The organism is Chitinophaga sp., from assembly GCF_039596135.1.
Lineage (GTDB): Bacteria > Bacteroidota > Bacteroidia > Chitinophagales > Chitinophagaceae > Chitinophaga.
The window spans coordinates 34,106-50,705 of the sequence record NZ_JBCNKH010000016.1 but is presented as its reverse complement, the minus strand read 5'-3'; the positions used below and the strand labels follow the sequence as shown (position 1 = coordinate 50,705).

Annotated in this window: 12 protein-coding genes and 1 tRNA gene; 5 read left to right on the top strand and 8 right to left on the bottom strand. The window is 43.0% G+C overall.

Going from position 1 to position 16,600, the window contains the following annotated elements; genetic code table 11:
* The first annotated feature begins 5 nt into the window (after positions 1-5).
* Entirely contained in the window at positions 6-2,177 is a 2,172-nt protein-coding gene (locus ABDW16_RS12600) for a DUF3857 domain-containing protein (protein ID WP_343670156.1), read from the top strand.
* 77 nt (positions 2,178-2,254) lie between these two features.
* On the opposite strand, the gene miaA is transcribed toward ABDW16_RS12600, so the two are convergent.
* The 5 genes from miaA to ABDW16_RS12575 all read right to left on the bottom strand — a co-directional run bounded on the left by miaA (position 2,255) and on the right by ABDW16_RS12575 (position 7,030).
* Complete coding sequence (miaA, locus tag ABDW16_RS12595) at positions 2,255-3,151, bottom strand: tRNA (adenosine(37)-N6)-dimethylallyltransferase MiaA (protein WP_343670154.1); 897 nt, start codon at positions 3,149-3,151, stop codon at positions 2,255-2,257.
* A gap of 5 nt (positions 3,152-3,156) precedes the next feature.
* A complete protein-coding gene (locus ABDW16_RS12590) occupies positions 3,157-3,735 on the bottom strand; it encodes a hypothetical protein (RefSeq protein WP_343670152.1) in 579 nt (192 codons plus the stop codon).
* Between the two features lie 103 nt (positions 3,736-3,838).
* Positions 3,839-5,272, bottom strand: a complete 1,434-nt coding sequence (locus ABDW16_RS12585) for an HD domain-containing protein (protein ID WP_343670151.1) — start codon at positions 5,270-5,272, stop codon at positions 3,839-3,841.
* Positions 5,273-5,320: 48 nt separating this feature from the next.
* Positions 5,321-5,896 (bottom strand): L-threonylcarbamoyladenylate synthase, encoded by a 576-nt coding sequence (locus ABDW16_RS12580; protein WP_343670150.1) that lies wholly within the window; start codon positions 5,894-5,896, stop codon positions 5,321-5,323.
* 3 nt (positions 5,897-5,899) lie between these two features.
* Positions 5,900-7,030 (bottom strand): glycosyltransferase family 1 protein, encoded by a 1,131-nt coding sequence (locus ABDW16_RS12575; RefSeq protein WP_343670148.1) that lies wholly within the window; start codon positions 7,028-7,030, stop codon positions 5,900-5,902.
* A 137-nt stretch (positions 7,031-7,167) separates the two neighbouring features.
* On the opposite strand from ABDW16_RS12575, the gene ABDW16_RS12570 reads away from it, so the two are divergent.
* On the top strand, positions 7,168-7,980 hold the full coding sequence (locus ABDW16_RS12570; RefSeq protein ID WP_343670147.1) for a 2,3,4,5-tetrahydropyridine-2,6-dicarboxylate N-succinyltransferase: 813 nt from the start codon (positions 7,168-7,170) through the stop codon (positions 7,978-7,980).
* Positions 7,981-8,131: 151 nt separating this feature from the next.
* Positions 8,132-8,215 (top strand) — tRNA-Leu (locus tag ABDW16_RS12565).
* 357 nt (positions 8,216-8,572) lie between these two features.
* Here the strand turns inward: ABDW16_RS12565 and ABDW16_RS12560 are convergent.
* Entirely contained in the window at positions 8,573-8,923 is a 351-nt protein-coding gene (locus ABDW16_RS12560) for a helix-turn-helix domain-containing protein (protein WP_343670146.1), read from the bottom strand.
* A gap of 100 nt (positions 8,924-9,023) precedes the next feature.
* On the opposite strand from ABDW16_RS12560, the gene ABDW16_RS12555 reads away from it, so the two are divergent.
* On the top strand, positions 9,024-9,368 hold the full coding sequence (locus tag ABDW16_RS12555; protein ID WP_343670145.1) for an EthD domain-containing protein: 345 nt from the start codon (positions 9,024-9,026) through the stop codon (positions 9,366-9,368).
* A 349-nt stretch (positions 9,369-9,717) separates the two neighbouring features.
* Here ABDW16_RS12555 and ABDW16_RS12550 read toward each other — a convergent pair whose 3' ends face one another.
* Positions 9,718-10,935, bottom strand: coding sequence for a hypothetical protein (locus ABDW16_RS12550; protein WP_343670144.1), 1,218 nt, complete (start codon positions 10,933-10,935; stop codon positions 9,718-9,720).
* A 956-nt stretch (positions 10,936-11,891) separates the two neighbouring features.
* Between ABDW16_RS12550 and ABDW16_RS12545 the strand changes: the two genes are divergently transcribed.
* Entirely contained in the window at positions 11,892-13,325 is a 1,434-nt protein-coding gene (locus ABDW16_RS12545; protein WP_343670143.1) for a serine hydrolase, read from the top strand.
* A gap of 302 nt (positions 13,326-13,627) precedes the next feature.
* Here ABDW16_RS12545 and ABDW16_RS12540 read toward each other — a convergent pair whose 3' ends face one another.
* A complete protein-coding gene (locus ABDW16_RS12540; RefSeq protein ID WP_343670142.1) occupies positions 13,628-15,181 on the bottom strand; it encodes a family 43 glycosylhydrolase in 1,554 nt (517 codons plus the stop codon).
* Positions 15,182-16,600 lie beyond the last annotated feature (1,419 nt).

The window sequence follows — 16,600 nt, the reverse complement described above, 5'->3', positions numbered from 1 at the left end:
AACCTATGTATAAAAGCATTGTCATTACGGCCCTGCTAATCACCACAGGCCTGTATACCCAGGCACAGTCAAAACAGGAAAGAGCCTATCAGGAAGAAGCTGACCAGGTGAAAAAAGAAATACAGGATGCCAAAGATCCATCCTTTGCCCAGACAGTTGTACCTGAAAAATATCAGAATGAATCGGCTGTCATTCTCGCTTTAAAATTCTCGCTGGATGCGGATCATAGCCGGCGCAAAGATCATATTACCACTACACTGCACGAGCGTGTCAAAATCCAGGACAAAGCTGCACTGGAAGAGTATTCTGAATTCAATATACAGAAACTGAAAAGCAGCAGTTGGGCACGTGGTTACAAACTCGTATCCTTTATGGGGATTCGTGTGATCAAGCCAAATGGCCAGCAGCGCGACATTGACATGAATGATGCCGTGAATGTAAAGGATGAAAAGAATGATAAGAAACAAAAGATCGCCATTGCTGATCTGCAAGTAGGCGATATCATCGATTATTATGTACGTATCAATAAGGACGCCGCCAGCTGGTTTACCAACCCGGACCCGCTGGATTACAGCATTGGTGAGAAATACCCTATGCTCGACTTTGTGCTGGACATTCGGATCTTCAGGAAAATGGGTGTATCCTGGAGATACCTCAATGATGATTCAAGTGTATTGAAACGGGCAAAAGAAGATGAGGATTATGTATTTTCTATTCATAAAAAAGATGTTGCTAAAATTACGGATGAGCGCTGGTTGTATTCCAATCGTAGTCTGCCAACGTTAAGGTTAACTTACAATGGCGCGAAAGACATGGTAAATGGGGTAAATGAAAGAGATATTAAGGAATACCTGACTTACCAGATCATCAGTGTAGGAGCGCAGTATGCAGCATTGCCTTTTATATTGAAGGAGTTTCCGGATGTACTGAAAAATTATAAGAAGGAACGTAATAAGCCGGATATGTCAAAGAGAGAGATTGCGGAACTGGCTTATTATTACATTCGTTATGCAGCGCTTTACCGCGAGCAGGTGGGCTTAGGCGCGGATATAGAAGTAGGACAGAACAGGAAATTGTATTCTCCCAGGTCTCATTTTGTGGCCAATGCATTTCGCCAGTTGTTACTCAGGTATGATATTGATACCGATCTGGCGGCGGCAGTGCCACGTAGTGTAGGTACACTGCAGGATGCGGTTTCGCTGGATGACCTGGAATACTTTATCATAGCTAAACCGGATGATCAGCCGATGTATTGTTACCTTGGGTCTATGTTTAGTTATCCTGATGAGTTGCCAACAGGGCTGGAAGGACAGGAAGCTTATGCAGTAAGTGTGACGGGCAGCAAAGGTGAAAAATCATCCAGCTTTAGAAAAATCACATTGCCGGTAAGTACTGCGGCGCAGAATGTGGATGCGGAGAAACTGAATATCACCTTTAATGCAGAGAACCTGCAAACGCTGAATATTGACAGGATGATTCGTGCAAAAGGACAATATCGTTATCAGTTTGTAGATATGTTGCTGTATGAAGATATGCTGCAGGAGGAAAGGAAGACGTTGAGTATGTCTACCAGTTTTGAGCGTGACTTAGCTGCTGATGGGGGGAACAGAAAACGTTTTGCTGAGTATCAGGCGGCCTTTGGTAAGGCGCGAAAAGATATGGATGAGACGGTGAAAGAAAATATCTATAATGATTATAGTATTCAGCCTACGGCGGTGACTTATTATAAAGTAGCGGACCAGGGGCTGGAGAAGCAGAATAAGCCGTTTACAATGCATCAGTCCTTTACGATGGATGGTTTTGTAAAGAAGGCGGGGAATAATTACATGCTGGATATTGGGAAATTAATTACTGGTCAGATAGAGTTGACGCCGGAGGAAAGGAAACGTACATATGATGTGCATATGGCATTTCCCAGGACGGTGTCTTATGAGGTGTGGGTGAATATTCCGGAGGGGTATACACTGGAGGGGGTGGAAAACCTGAATAAGTCGGTGATTAATGCTACGGGGCAGTTTGTGAGTAATACTAAGATAGAGGGGAATAAACTGGTGGTGAATATTACGAAGAGTTATAATCACCAGCATGAGGCTGTAGGGGCGTGGGAGCAGATGATGGCGTTTATGGATGCGGCGGCGGATTTTACGAAACAGAAGGTGTTGTTGAAGAAAATATAGGGGCTACTCCTTGCTGCCGCAGGCCCAAATTCTCTTAAAATAAAAACGCTTTTGTCAATCGACAAAAGCGTTTTTATTTATACTTTTTGAATCACATCCTCCAACAACCCCTCTCCTCTCTCATACCACCTTATTTCTTTATCCTTCCTAAACCAGGTCATCTGCCTCTTAGCATACTGCCTCGTATGCACCACTATCAACTCTTCCGCTTCTTTGAGACTAATCTTCCCATCCAGGTAATCAAATATCTTCGTATACCCCACCGTCTGCAAAGCATTATGCCCCCTAAACTCCTGCACTGCCCGCACTTCTTCTACCAATCCATCTTTCACCATCTGCCTCACCCTTGTCGCTATATTAGCATGCAATTGTGGCTTCTCCAACTCAATCCCCGTCTTAATAATTTCAAAATCTCTCCTGATCACACTCCCCGTTCTAAACTCCAATATCGACCTACCGGTAGCATTAAACACCTCCAAAGCCCTCATCAATCTCTGTGGATTCTGAATTTCCCCCACTGCATAAAACCCAGGGTCTTTAGCTTTAATTTCTTCCTGTAACCACCCCAACCCTTCCTGCTCATACCTCGCAATCACCTCCTTTCTAATCTCCGCCGGCGCAGCCGGTATATCATCAATCCCCTCACAAAACGCTTTTATATACAACCCCGTGCCGCCGCATAACACGACAACATCATTGTTCCTCCACACTTCCTCCGCATACTGTAATGCTAACTTCTCAAAGATACCCGCATTCACCTCTTCACGAATGCTATGAGAATTGATAAAATAATGGGGTACAGCCGCTAACTCAGCAGCACCGGGCTTTGCCGTGCCAATGCTAATTTCCCTATAGCACTGCCTGGAGTCTGCCGATATTACCGCGGTATTGAAATATTGTGCTACCCGTACAGCCATCGCCGTTTTGCCGACAGCCGTAGGTCCTGCTATTACTATTACTTTCTTTCCCTTCATGTATATTAATACATGTCTTCACTACCACCTTCATCCATACCCTCCTCATCGCCTTCACTGCTTTCATCCTCTTCCCCTTCTTCTCCAAATCCATCTTCACTCATCCCTTCCTTATTCAGGTCATACTTCTCTTCCATCTCTACAAGCTTATCGCCTACCAGTCCTTTGGTACCGTACTGGCTGGGGGCCAACCCTTCTTTTCTTACGCAAAGCGGGTAGGTGACCCTGGAATTCTCATCCTTGGATACCCCGATCAATTCCACCAGGAATGTCCAGTTCTTCGCAAAATCATACAGGTAGATAAACTTCTGATTAGGGGTTTTCACAGCTGCTGCAATGACAGTATCCTCCATCAGCAATGGCTCTGCCTTACGGAGTACATTGTCTTTTTCGAGAATGATCTCCCTTCCCCGTTGCCAGTTATCATTGCTACGGAAAAACGTCGCTTTATGTTTATTGTCAAATTCGAATGACTGCAAAATAACTTGGTGGAATTGTAAAAATGTCTGGTCTGGTTTAATGGAAATATCCCTGTACACACTTTCATCTTCTTCCCAATAAACTCTGAATTTCAAAACAGGCATGACAATAAAGGATTTTATTGAATAATTGGATGTCTCCGGTTTAGCTTTCTATATACAATTATCGAACCTATATCCGGAAACACACTCTACTAAATTAACATTTTTATTTAACTGGTGTCAAATCCATCTCTTTTGCCTTTTCCAGCAGAAAGGCATAAGCGGCATCGTAGGTATTGGGTATCACCCCATCCAGGATGGCTTCGCGGATAGCATTTTTCAGATCACCAACGGTTTTGCAGGGTGTCAGGTTAAAAGTTTCCATGATCATCTCCCCGGTTACCGGTGGCTGCCAGTTGCGCAGCCGGTCGTTCTCCTCTATCTCCTTCATGCGCTGTCTTACCATCTCATAATCATCGAGATATCTCCGCACCTTCGATACATTTTTGGAGGTGATATCCGCCTCGCACAGCATCATTAGCGCCTCTATATCGTCACCCGCCTCGAAGAGCAGGCGGCGTATAGCAGAATCAGTGATATTTTCTTTTGTCAGACTAATAGGCCGCTGGTGCAGTTCTACCAGTTTTTTGACAAAGCGCATGGGTTCATGGGTAGGTAGTTTCAGTCTTGAGAAAATGCGGGGAACCATCTTGGCCCCTACCATCTCATGCCCGTGAAAGGTCCATCCATGGCCCTGCTCATATCGCTTGGTAGCTGGTTTCCCGATATCGTGCAGCAGGGCAGCCCAGCGTAACCAAAGGTCTTTTGTATTCCGGGAAATATTGTCAACTACCTGCAAGGTATGTGAAAAGTTCTCCTTATGCCGCTTGCCGTCTACCGTTTGTACCCCGGCCAGGTCTACCAGTTGCGGGAAGATAATCTTCAACAACCCGCTTTTGAACAAGAGGTTTAAGCCCACCGAGGGTACTGCTGACAACATGATTTTATTCAGTTCATCGGTAATACGCTCCTGTGAGATAATTTTAATGCGGTCTGCCTGCTCTTTGATAGCCTGAAAGGTATCGTCTGCAATGGTAAACTGCAGCTGGGAGGCAAAGCGGACGGCCCGCATCATACGTAGCGGGTCGTCACTGAAAGTCTGGGCGGGGGCCAGCGGGGTACGAATGATTTTTGCATCCATGTCCGCCAGACCATTGAAGGGGTCTACCAGGCTTCCATAATCTTCTTCATTCAGGCTGATAGCCAGTGCGTTGATGGTGAAATCCCTGCGCAGCTGGTCGTCCTGCAGGGTACCCGGTTCCACATCGGGGTTGCGGGATTCCTGTCTGTAACTTTCTTTGCGGGCGCCTACAAACTCAATTTCCAGGTCATTCCACTTTACCTGTGCAGTGCCATAGGTTTTAAAGAAGCTCACTTTGGCATTATCAAAGTAAGTAGCCACCTTGTGTGCCAGGGCAATGCCATCTCCTACGCACACCACATCCATATCTTTGGTACGGCGGTTCAGCAGTTTATCACGCACGAAGCCACCGATCAGGTAGCAGGGCACGCCCAGCTCATGGGCTGCTAACGCTATCTGCTCCAACACTTTGCGTTCCTGTAAGGTACAGGGTATGTCAATAGGCTTTCTGCTGATCATATTTAAATAAAACGGCAAAAGTAGCTTTTTTTAACCGATAGTCCAGTACTACTCCCGGATTACCTGTAAGGAGCCGTCTTTCAGCAACTTAACAATACGGGACGGCTGTCGGGGGGTACTATCATCCTGACGGTAGGACACTACATAATCTACGCCATTTTTTATGGCGGGGTCAATATCTGCATAAAATGCGGGAGAAGGCTGGCCGCTCAGGTTGGCGGAGGTAGATACCAGTGGTTTGCGGAGGCGTTTTACCAGGTGACGGCAAAAGGGATCCTGCACCAGTCTGATAGCTACAGTGCCATCTTCATTGATAACGCTGGGTGCGAGGTCGAGGGCACCTTCGTAAATGACAGTGGTGGGGCGGTCAAAGCTGGCAATCAGATCAGCGATAGCCGGATCGGGGTGTGCCAGGTATTTGAGCAGGTCCTTTACGTCGGCGAGCAGAATGACCAGGCTTTTCTTTTCCGGACGTTGTTTAAGGGAGAAGACCTTTTTTACGGCTTCTTCGTTGGTTGCGTCGCAACCTATGCCCCAGATGGTATCTGTGGGGTATAAGATTAACCCGCCCGTTCTCAGGGCGGCGAGTGAAGCCGTTACATCATTTTCAAAATCAGTGGTCATAAATTATAGACTTTGGTACACCTTCATCACTTCAGCAGCACATTTATCTCTTGTAAATTTTTGTGCCTGTAATATGCCTTTCTCTTTTAGCATTTCCATGAGTGCGGGGTTATAAGCCACCTCTTTCATGGCATTTGCTATCGAAGTTGGATCTGCCGGGTTGATATAGAGTGCGGCGTCCCCGGCAGTTTCTCCAAAGCAGGAGCCAGCCGAAGTGATCACGGGGGTGCGGCACCACATAGCTTCCAGGATGGGGATGCCGAATCCTTCGAAGAAAGAAGGGTAGATCAGTGCTTTAGCTCCCTGGTACAAAGCCGGCAGGTCGTTGTAGGCGAATTTCACCGTATCATTTACGAGGATAACGCTTTTTTGGAGGTCATTGGCAGTAATAAAATCAATCACCTTCTTTTTATAGCTGCTACCACTGCCTACGACTACCAGTGGAAGATCCATTTTGCCTTTCAGTTTTACCATAGCCTGTAAGATGCCTAGCAAATTTTTGCGCTCAATCAGCGATCCAACGTACAGGAAATATGCTTTCGGAAAATTGTATTTCTCCAGCATTTGTGCGATTTCCGCTTTGCTGTGTTGTACACCAAACGACTCGTCGCAGCTTTGGTAAGCGACAGCGATTTTGTCGGCTGGGGTATTATAATAGGTAATCAGATCCTTTTTAGTTTGCTCACTGATGGCGATGACCTTATCGGCGTATTGGCAGGCATATTTAGCCTTTTTCCGGTAGGTCAGTACGTCGATGGGATTGTATTGTTCCGGGTTGCGTTCAAAGATCAGGTCGTGCATGGTAACGATGCTTTTAACACCGCTCCTGTGAATACCAAAAGGAATTTCGTGGCTTAAACCATGATAGAGATCGATGCCTTGCTGTGCCAGTTCACGAACTACGTATTTGCTGCGCCACAGACCTTTGAGGAGGCGATGCAGCGGCTTTTGGGGCAATATGGTGGTCATATTGCCGAAAGCAGCGGTGCTGTACATACCTGTTACTTTGGGAGCATACAGGTAGTAGTGGTGCTCCGGGTAATAGGTAGCCAGAGAACTAATCAGGGTCCGGCTATAGTTGCCGAGACCTGTGTTATTCTGGAAAGCCCGTTTGGCATCGAAAGCAATATTCATAGTATGGTTTAAAGGGGGGTAAAGGTAGTAAATAAAAAATTGGGGGCTTTTATATTTGGGGCCTTTTATATACCTGAAAAGGTACCCTTAAAAATTCCCCCCTCTTTTACTATGTTTGTGAAAAATTTCGATAAACAATGGAGCTACAAGAACTCATCCAGGCAGCATGGGGAAACCGCAGTCTGCTACAGGAATCTACTTACAGCGATGCTGTCAAAGCTGTTATTGAAGCTGTAGATAAAGGAAAGATCAGGGTAGCAGAACCCACAGGAGAAGGCTGGAAAGTCAATGAATGGGTAAAGCAGGCGATCCTGATGTACTTCACCATCCAACCAATGGAAACCATAGACCTCGCACCATTCGAGTTCTATGACAAGATGAAACTGAAATCCAACTATAAAGACCTGGGTGTTCGTGTAGTGCCTCACGCGATTGCGCGTTATGGTGCTTTCATTGGCAAAGGTGCGATCCTGATGCCTTCTTACGTAAACATTGGTGCATACGTAGATGAATGTACAATGGTGGATACGTGGGCGACAGTAGGTTCCTGCGCACAGATTGGTAAGAATGTACACCTGAGTGGTGGTGTTGGTATTGGTGGCGTGCTGGAGCCGCTGCAGGCTAGTCCGGTAATCATCGAAGATGGTTGTTTCCTTGGTAGTCGTTGTATTGTGGTAGAAGGTGTGATAGTGGAGAAAGAAGCGGTACTGGGTGCGAACGTGGTACTGACCAAGTCCACCAAGATTATCGATGTAACTGGTGCTGAGCCGGTGGAGTACAAGGGTCGTGTACCGGCACGCAGTGTGGTAATTCCAGGTACATATACCAAGAAGTTCCCTGCTGGTGAATACCAGGTTCCATGTGCGCTGATTATTGGTCAGCGTAAAGCGTCTACAGATTTGAAGACGAGTCTGAACGATACGCTGAGAGAGTTTAATGTAGCTGTATAAGCAGGAAGAATTTTTAATGGGAAAGCTGACCTTTAGTGGGGTCAGCTTTTTTTTGTGTAGGCATGAGCGGTAGTTTGAAAATATTTTTTGCGAAAATTTGGAATATTGAAAAAACTGCCTACCTTTGCAATCCCTTAACACGGTATCAGTTGCCCAGATGGCGAAATTGGTAGACGCACTGTGTTCAGGTCGCAGCGCTCGCAAGGGTGTGCTGGTTCGAATCCAGTTCTGGGCACTAAATGGCTCTGTAATCAATTGATTTACAGGGCCATTTTTAATTTCTGCATGTCAATAAATCACAGGTTTTGGATCAAGTTGAATATCTGGGGGATTTGTTCGTTAAGCATAAATTTTTGGGTACCTTTTCTGCCAGTAAAACCAGTTGCCGGAAGGTATCCCATGTCTGGCACAAAAGGATTTAATAGATTGACCACTGGTGGCTTGCTCAGCGATGAGGAAAAACATGTACTCCTCTTTATTGACTTGTGATTTTTTAGTTCTCATTGTGATCTGTTATTGATCATGGAAATTAGAGAACTTATTGATTTTCAAATTTCAATTGCCCGGAGGGATACGTCTTTTGATGATTTTATCATGGTTTTTCACTAAGCGCTGCCTCTAAAACAGCTCTATTGTTCTCGCCCCATTGCTCCAAATCTTTTATTATCGGCAACAGACTAAATCCCAGAGGTGTTAGCTGATATTCAACTTTAGGAATTTTAGTGTCGAAAGAAAATTTATCCACAAATCCATATTTCACCAATTCATCCAATTGCTTGTTCATTACCCGCCTGTCCACCGCTATTTTCTTCTGCAATGCTCCTGGCCTTTTTACCTGCTCTGAAATGTAATAGATAAGCATCAGTTTCCACTTGCCATCTAAAAGTTCCTTAAATATGTGCAGGCCGCAGTCAGTTCTAATAGGGATTTTTTTTTTGTACATCGCTTGGTCAATCAATTGTCATGGCAAGTACGCACAACTTTGTGCGTACTTGCTATGGGGTAAGTAATGAAATAATTTCGTGTCAAATTATAAATAGACAATGATCAAATTTACGTTTTTAGTACAAAAACTACCCGGTATGAGCCTTGAAGAATTTGTGGATTATCACAAAAATCAACACGCTCCTTTATTCTGTTCCATCCCTGAGACAGAACTTTACGTTAGAAAGTATGTAATTAACCACCCTATAGTAGCTGAAGGTTTTCCTAAGCCTTTATACGATGCTGTAGTAGAAATCTCATTTGACTCGTTTGAGGATTTCAACACCTTCTTCAATTCAGAAAATTATTTAACAAAGGTTCATCCCGATGAACCCAATTTTTTTGATACTGCAAACTATATTGCAATGGCAACCAATGAAACAATCATTAAAGCTGGTGCATAATTAATAACCTTATCAATAAGGCACATCTAACCCATTAGTTAGATGTGCCTTATTGATTTACGTGATGACGAATTAGATTAGAAAAGACTCATGCCGGTTCGTCAGGGCTTCTCCCGGATATTTCCTTGCCCGTGCCGCTATCTGCATTTCTACTGTTAACACTTCTTTCATGTCTCTGGTACATTTAGTGTGGCTAAGATACTGGTTCCGTAAACAGACACCCACCATCTCTGATGACTACGCAAGACTCGCTTCTGGTGGTTGACTAGACCTTGTCGGGCAGGATAAAAAACAATGAACACATTTCAAGTCATAGAAGATATATGCATTGAATGAAAATCAATCCCTATTATCTTTTAGCCGCGAGTAATGACATAATTTTGTCAACACGCTTTTTCAATTCTTCATTCTCTTCTTTTAACCTCTCATTACTTTTATGTTCTTCAATAAGGTATAAAGTGATCTCTTCAACTTTTTGCAACAACAGTCTATTCATTTCGCCAAGATCAACCCCATGGGCTATTACATCCGATTCTGCGGGAATGCCAGGCAGGTGTTGATTTTCACTAATATATTTCTCTATATAACTAAGTGACGGTAGATTGTAAGATGGCTTGAAAACAAAGTCAGCCCAACTAGTTTGCGTCACTTGTAACTTTCTTGCACCAATAGTTCCTTCAACCGCTAACTTATAATTCCCAGGTAGGGTGGTACCGATACCAAGATTCCCATTTACATCCAAACGCATCTTTTCTGTACCATCATTTGTACAAAAAGCTAAATATTGCCCGTTGGCGCTAGTATGTCGCATGAAAAGGATTTTTGCACCTTCTACACCAGCAATGCTGGAAACGAGGCCAAATAAAGGGGAGGCATTCGCAAATGAATATGATCGGGTTCCTAAGTAGGTTCCCTTACCCGTGTAATTCCCATTGGACAATCTCGCCAAAACAGTAGTAAGGGAATCGCCAGTATTACCGGCAACGTCTAATGATGCTCTGGGAGATAAAGTGCCAATTCCAAAGGTTCCCTTATCCGTGGAAATTACACTATCGGGCAGATTAACATTTCCTGCAAACGAATTCTTATAAGGTACAATGACTTGATTTGTAGCTGAAGCAATTAATGCACTATCTACAACCATCCAACCAGAAAAATTTGTAGACGTCTCGCCAGGGAGTCCCTTTGCAAAAACTCTAACATGAAACCTTAGATAAGGAGCCTTGGAATCGATAAAAATTGAAATTTTTCCATTTTCATTTGCCAGGGTTATGGGTGGATTGAATGATCCTGAAGAGGTTACGGCATAATGATAAAACCCTGCAGTAGTACTAACATACCAGACTAATGTAAGATTTATCGGATTGGTATTTTGGTAGTCAAATCCTTCAATCATAAGTGTAGGCATACTAACATTTTGACCAAAAGGTATATTGGTCTTTATCTTCGTTCCATTAACGGGCGTACCATTAATTTTATATGAACACGCAACAGTATCGATTTCCTGCGCATAGCTGGAAAAACATAGAAAAAGAATAAAGGATAAAATTAGAGATAGTGATTTCATACACGACATTTTAAGTATTTATAAGAATTTTCTAATTAGGTTATGAAGTATCAGTGACCTATTATCATATTACTAATATGGAGATACTGACTTGCTGATAAAAAGGATTGCTCTAATTTCATACTCAGATATCCTGTACCTGTTGCTGACCAATGACTGCACGAGCCAGCGGACCATGCTTGTAGTATTCATAATAGGCTTCATTTCCCCAATAAATGCTATTATGAATTGTTTCAATATGAGGAAGGTATTTCCGGTGAATTTGGTATTCCCGGCATGGCAACGGGGCAATACAACTATAGAACCTTTATCCAGGACACCGGGCAGCGAGGCACTACGTTATAATTGGCCATAGTTTACCATACTCCCGGCCGTAAGGAAGAATAACATAATCTATAGTGATTTCAACTTGTTATTTAAACAGTTATGACTGGGAATAAACATGTATAGGTATACTTACACCGGTAATGGGTCTCAATGAATTTTAATGAGTAAAAATTATGCCATAGGTTTTTTATTTGGATTAAAAAACAGGTATAGGCAATTCACAGACAGAAAAGGTTAAAATAGTTAGATGTGAGCAAAATTAGAGAATAAAGGGGGATTTCAAAATTTATTGTGAGTATTATATTAATGATTGAAGGAATAATGAAAAAAGCATAAGGGCCAATTATAACATGAAATACTGAGCCGGCCTTTTCTTTACTTATGTCTCTATTATCTATGATCTTCTACAAGTGATTCCTTCCGTCATTTGTTACTCATAAATATGAGCATGAATCTTCTTCAACAGCACTGATTTCGGAACGGTGATTACCTGCCCGTCTACCACCTGACCACCTTTGATGAACAGGTTATCAATGCCTCCCCGGTAAAACTACCCTGTCCAATCTCTACCAAAAGTTCCAACCTTTGCTATATATTAGGGTATCCATTCAATAATCTAACTACCAATTATGAAACTATTCGTTATACCATTACTCCTGTTAATTCAGCTAACCACTTACGCCCAAGCCGACAAGGAGAAAATACTGCAGGTGGAGAAGAACTTAGTTGGCACAATACAATTGTCCGGCGAAACACCCTGGACAATAGCTGAACGAATGACCCATTATAAAATACCGGGGCTAAGTATTGCTGTTATACAGCATTATAAGCTAATCTGGGCAAAAGGATATGGTTGGGCTAATGATAGTTTGAAAATACCAGTTACCGCCAATACGCTTTTCCAGGCGGCTTCTATTAGTAAATCCTTAAATGGGGTAGGTGTCCTTAAACTTGTACAGAATAATAAACTGGATTTGTATGCGGATATTAACACTTATCTCACCAGCTGGCGCTTTCCTTATGACAGCCTGACTAAAGGCAAAAAGATCACAGTAGCGAACCTGTTAAGCCATACCGCAGGATTGACAGTACATGGCTTTAGAGGCTACCAGCAGGGAGCTCCGTTGCCAACTATCATACAGATCCTGAATGGTGTGCAACCCGCAAACTCGGGCCCCGTACGCTCCATGTACGAACCTGGCATAAAATCAGAATATTCAGGCGGTGGCACCATGATATCCCAGTTGATTGTAATGGATATAACACATATGCCGTATGCTGACTATATGAAAAAAGAAGTATTGCAACCTTTAGGCATGACTGCCAGTACCTTTTCCCAACCACCTGTGGAAATTCAACCAGCACTCCTTGCTACCGGTTATCGTGGAGATGGGAAACCAATCGAGGGAAATTACCATGTCTACCCCGAAGAAGCTCCTGCAGGATTATGGACAAATCCAACTGACCTCGCAAAATATATCATCGAAACACAGTTGGCTGCTGAAGGCAAATCTGCCAAAGTGCTAAACCAGGCAACAACCACACTCAGACTAACACCTTACCTCGATAAAAACGCGGCTTTGGGTGTATTTATTGACCCTGATAGTGGATACTTTGGGCACAGTGGCGGAAATGAAGGATTTCGCTGCCAATATTACGGAAGCCTGAAAGACGGGAATGGCGTTGTGGTGATGGTGAACTCTGACAACGGTAGCATTATACCTGAAGTGATAAATAGTGTCGCAAAGGTCTATGGATTTAAAGGATTGTATTATTCCACCATTAAAGAATCAGTAACTATACCGAATTCAGTGCTACAAACCTATATTGGAGAATATGCACTGTCCCCTGACTTTATTATAACAATTTACAAAGAAGGTAAAGTACTATTTGCACAAGCCACCAGGCAGGGGAGCTTTGAAATAGTCCCCGAAACGCAGACCAGGTTTTTCACAAGAGAATTTCCAGCGAAACTGGAGTTTACAAAAGATAACACTGGTAAAGTAAATGCCTTGATACTTTATCAAAATGGGGAACAGCAGGAGGCAAAAAAGATCAAATAGAATAGCCTATCTTGCTATAGATAGCTCCGATTTAACCCTAAATTTTTTGGTATAACGTTTTTATAATCCATCTTAAATGGTTCGATAATTTACCGGTACCGGGCACTTGGCGAAAAGAGGGTGTTTCATATTCAACTCCAATTTGGTTCTATTATCACGGACTTTGCACACCGTAACCGAAAACCCGGGCACAAAAAAGTAAACCCGCTCTGGTAGCGGGTTCACTTTTTTACATCAATCGAATCCTCTCCTATTCATACTTACCGAAGCCTGGTTCCCATAAATATCTCCTGACAACCTTATCAGTCACCTATCGGAATGGGGATATTAACGCCTGTCGCTCCGGCTACGCCAAAGTTTGGTGATCCATCCGTATTCCAGGTTAGTTTTTGTATCCTCGCCGTTCTGCCTCCGTTTGTAGTCGCGGCTACACTACGCGCATGATATACAAACCAGTTCTCGGTATGCAACACATTGTTTGCATCTGTATAACTACTGGTAAAAAAGCCGTTGTGCCCTGGTCCATAAACACTGTTAGCATCATTTCTGACAAACACCTGTTTCTTATTTATCCAGTCGGCCGCAACAGTGGGATCACCTCCGCTTTTTAACTGTATCTGCGCCAGGCAATAATTATCACTCGTATAACGGCTTGCTGAATATATAATGAATACCGGGCTGCTGGCATCTTTCTGTAGCATGATGGGCCCCTCATTCACACCCAACCCTACTGAACTGGGCTCATATTTTTCCCAGGTATTGGTAGGCGATGATACTGCTACCCGCGCACCACTGATGGTCCAGGGGTTAGACATAGGAGCAAGGTATATATATTGTTTATATTTGGTAGCCACATTCTCCCAACCCGACCATATGAAGTAATTTTTCGTGCCAATGGTCAGCACCGAACCGTCAATAGCCCATTGATCAGTTGAATCAAATATTTTTCCTTTGAATGTCCATGTTCCGGTTGTTGGATCAGCATTGGGATTCTCCAGCACGAACATGCGGTGATTATCATCGCCTCCCGTATCATCAGCAGCGAAATAAATATACCACTTGCCGGATAAGAAATGCAATTCAGGCGCCCATATATTAGATGAATAGGCTGTACCTGCAGGAGGAGTCCAGACGATGGTCTCAGTCATAGCAGCCAGTAATGATATGGATGGAGTTTTCGTAATACCTATCTTATTGCCTTTAGTATACAGGAAATAATAATATCCATCTCTTTGCGCTATGAAAGGATCAGGACGGCTGGCAGTAATTAAAGGGTTCTTAAAATTGAGGTTACGAAATTCAAATAGATCCTGTGTGCCTGTTACACTACTTTTCTGTCTGATTTTTCTGCCGGGCACACTATCTTCAGGATCAACAACCATTTTCATACCTGTTTGCTTGTTGGTCAGTGAAAAAACATTGTTACTGCCGGAATAGGCAATTGCCCAACGTTGTGCATCAGAACCATCATCAGTTCCTTGCTGTAATACCTCGCCGGAAATTGCCGATGGCGACTGAAGACATTTGCTACTGGTAACATTGACCAGCTTATAATAAGTGGCATCGGTCTTTATAAGTTGCCATTTCTGTCCGTTATTGGGAAACCATCCCCATTGCTGAATTTTTGCACCTGCAGCCGTTGAGTTGCCGGTCACTTCAACGACCGGGCCGGCTGGTAATGAAGAGAAACCCCTGATGCGATAGATAGCACTATCCTCCAGTGTTCCCAATGGAGGTGCAACGCTGATCGTCGTGGGGAGACTTAACTGAGTAATGCTCTCCGATTGCTTTTTTTGACAACCGGCCGTCACCAATGCGATGGCAACAACAGTTTTGGTAAATAACTCGTTTTTCATAGGGAATTTGTAGTTAAGTGATTTGATTTAGTACCATTCAAAATAACGAATGAATAGTGCATAATCTGTTCAACTTTTTGTCGATTTATCCCAACTCATTTACAAATGATTGATTTTCACATATAGGAGCAGCAATGGCAAATTCGTACATTTCCCCAACCGAATATTTGTTTCTATCTCCATTTTTATAAGCCTGATATTGCAGCTTGCCACACTATCTTGTTATCAGCAATATTATTTTACACACTACCAGGTTAATGATGGATTGGCACACAACTCAGTGATATCCATTTTACAGGATAGTAAAGGTTTGATCTGGAAATCCCACTTGCACAAAGAAAGATATTGAACATATTCATTGCAATAAATTCGTCCTGTTGGATCATCCGGATCAATAAAGGCATGTTGCGCCCAATTGCCGAGCATAGCAATCAGCCGGTAAAAGAAATACGGAAAATAAGCACACAGAACGTGGTCGGCCAATTAAAGCAGCACAAAACCGAAGAAACAACGATCAACAGAATTTCTCCACGCATAGCACTGTACATCAATTTTTTCCGGTTTCTCTTTTTAAAATAGGACGCGAAGTCATATAGCCCTCCAACGATAAACTTTGACAGATACGACAAGAAGCTTTTCAAAGAATCACGTCGGTACGCCATGGTAGAACTTTCATCGTCCCGGAGGTTGTTTTCGGGATTGTGCATCCCAATATGATAGACATAGTAGGTATCAACCATATGCTCGAAAAAGGGAGTGATCAAATAGGGAAGTATATAGTTTAAATAAAGTTCGGTGAGCAGCCCAATGAAACATCAGCGAAAACCGGCCAATGAAAAAAGCAGCATTGAGTATTATGTAAATAATTGCCGCTGCAATCCAGTACGTTCCTACCAGCAGGTGACTGAACAAAACCAGGGCATACGGAATCAGGAACAAGACAATCCTGCTCGTAAAATAAATAAAAGGCAGGTCTCGTTCATCACGAATAAACCGAATAAAGAATTTTATCCAGGCGATTATAATTTTCCGGTTTTGAAAAAACCGGGTCCGTCAATTTATCGGGTGTGGGTTGCATAGCTAATATTTAAATACTAAATGCTGGTGAATAAAGTGATGCAGGAATTCCAGTGGCATCGTGGCAGATAACATTTGTAAAGGCAGGGCTATAGTTTTGAACAAAGATGTTTGCAGGAATTACCATCATTGGCAATAGCACTACCCACTTTAAGCTGTGTTGATACGATTTGATATTCATGTCGGGTATTTATTGTTTATATCAGTAAAAACACGCTATAAAAACTTTACCCTGACTCGCTTTAAAAATAAATTCGTTTTTTCCCGTTCTGTGGTTTAATACACGTACACGCGATGTTGGATATAGTGGTTATTGCTTCAGAGATCGTATTACAAAAGAGG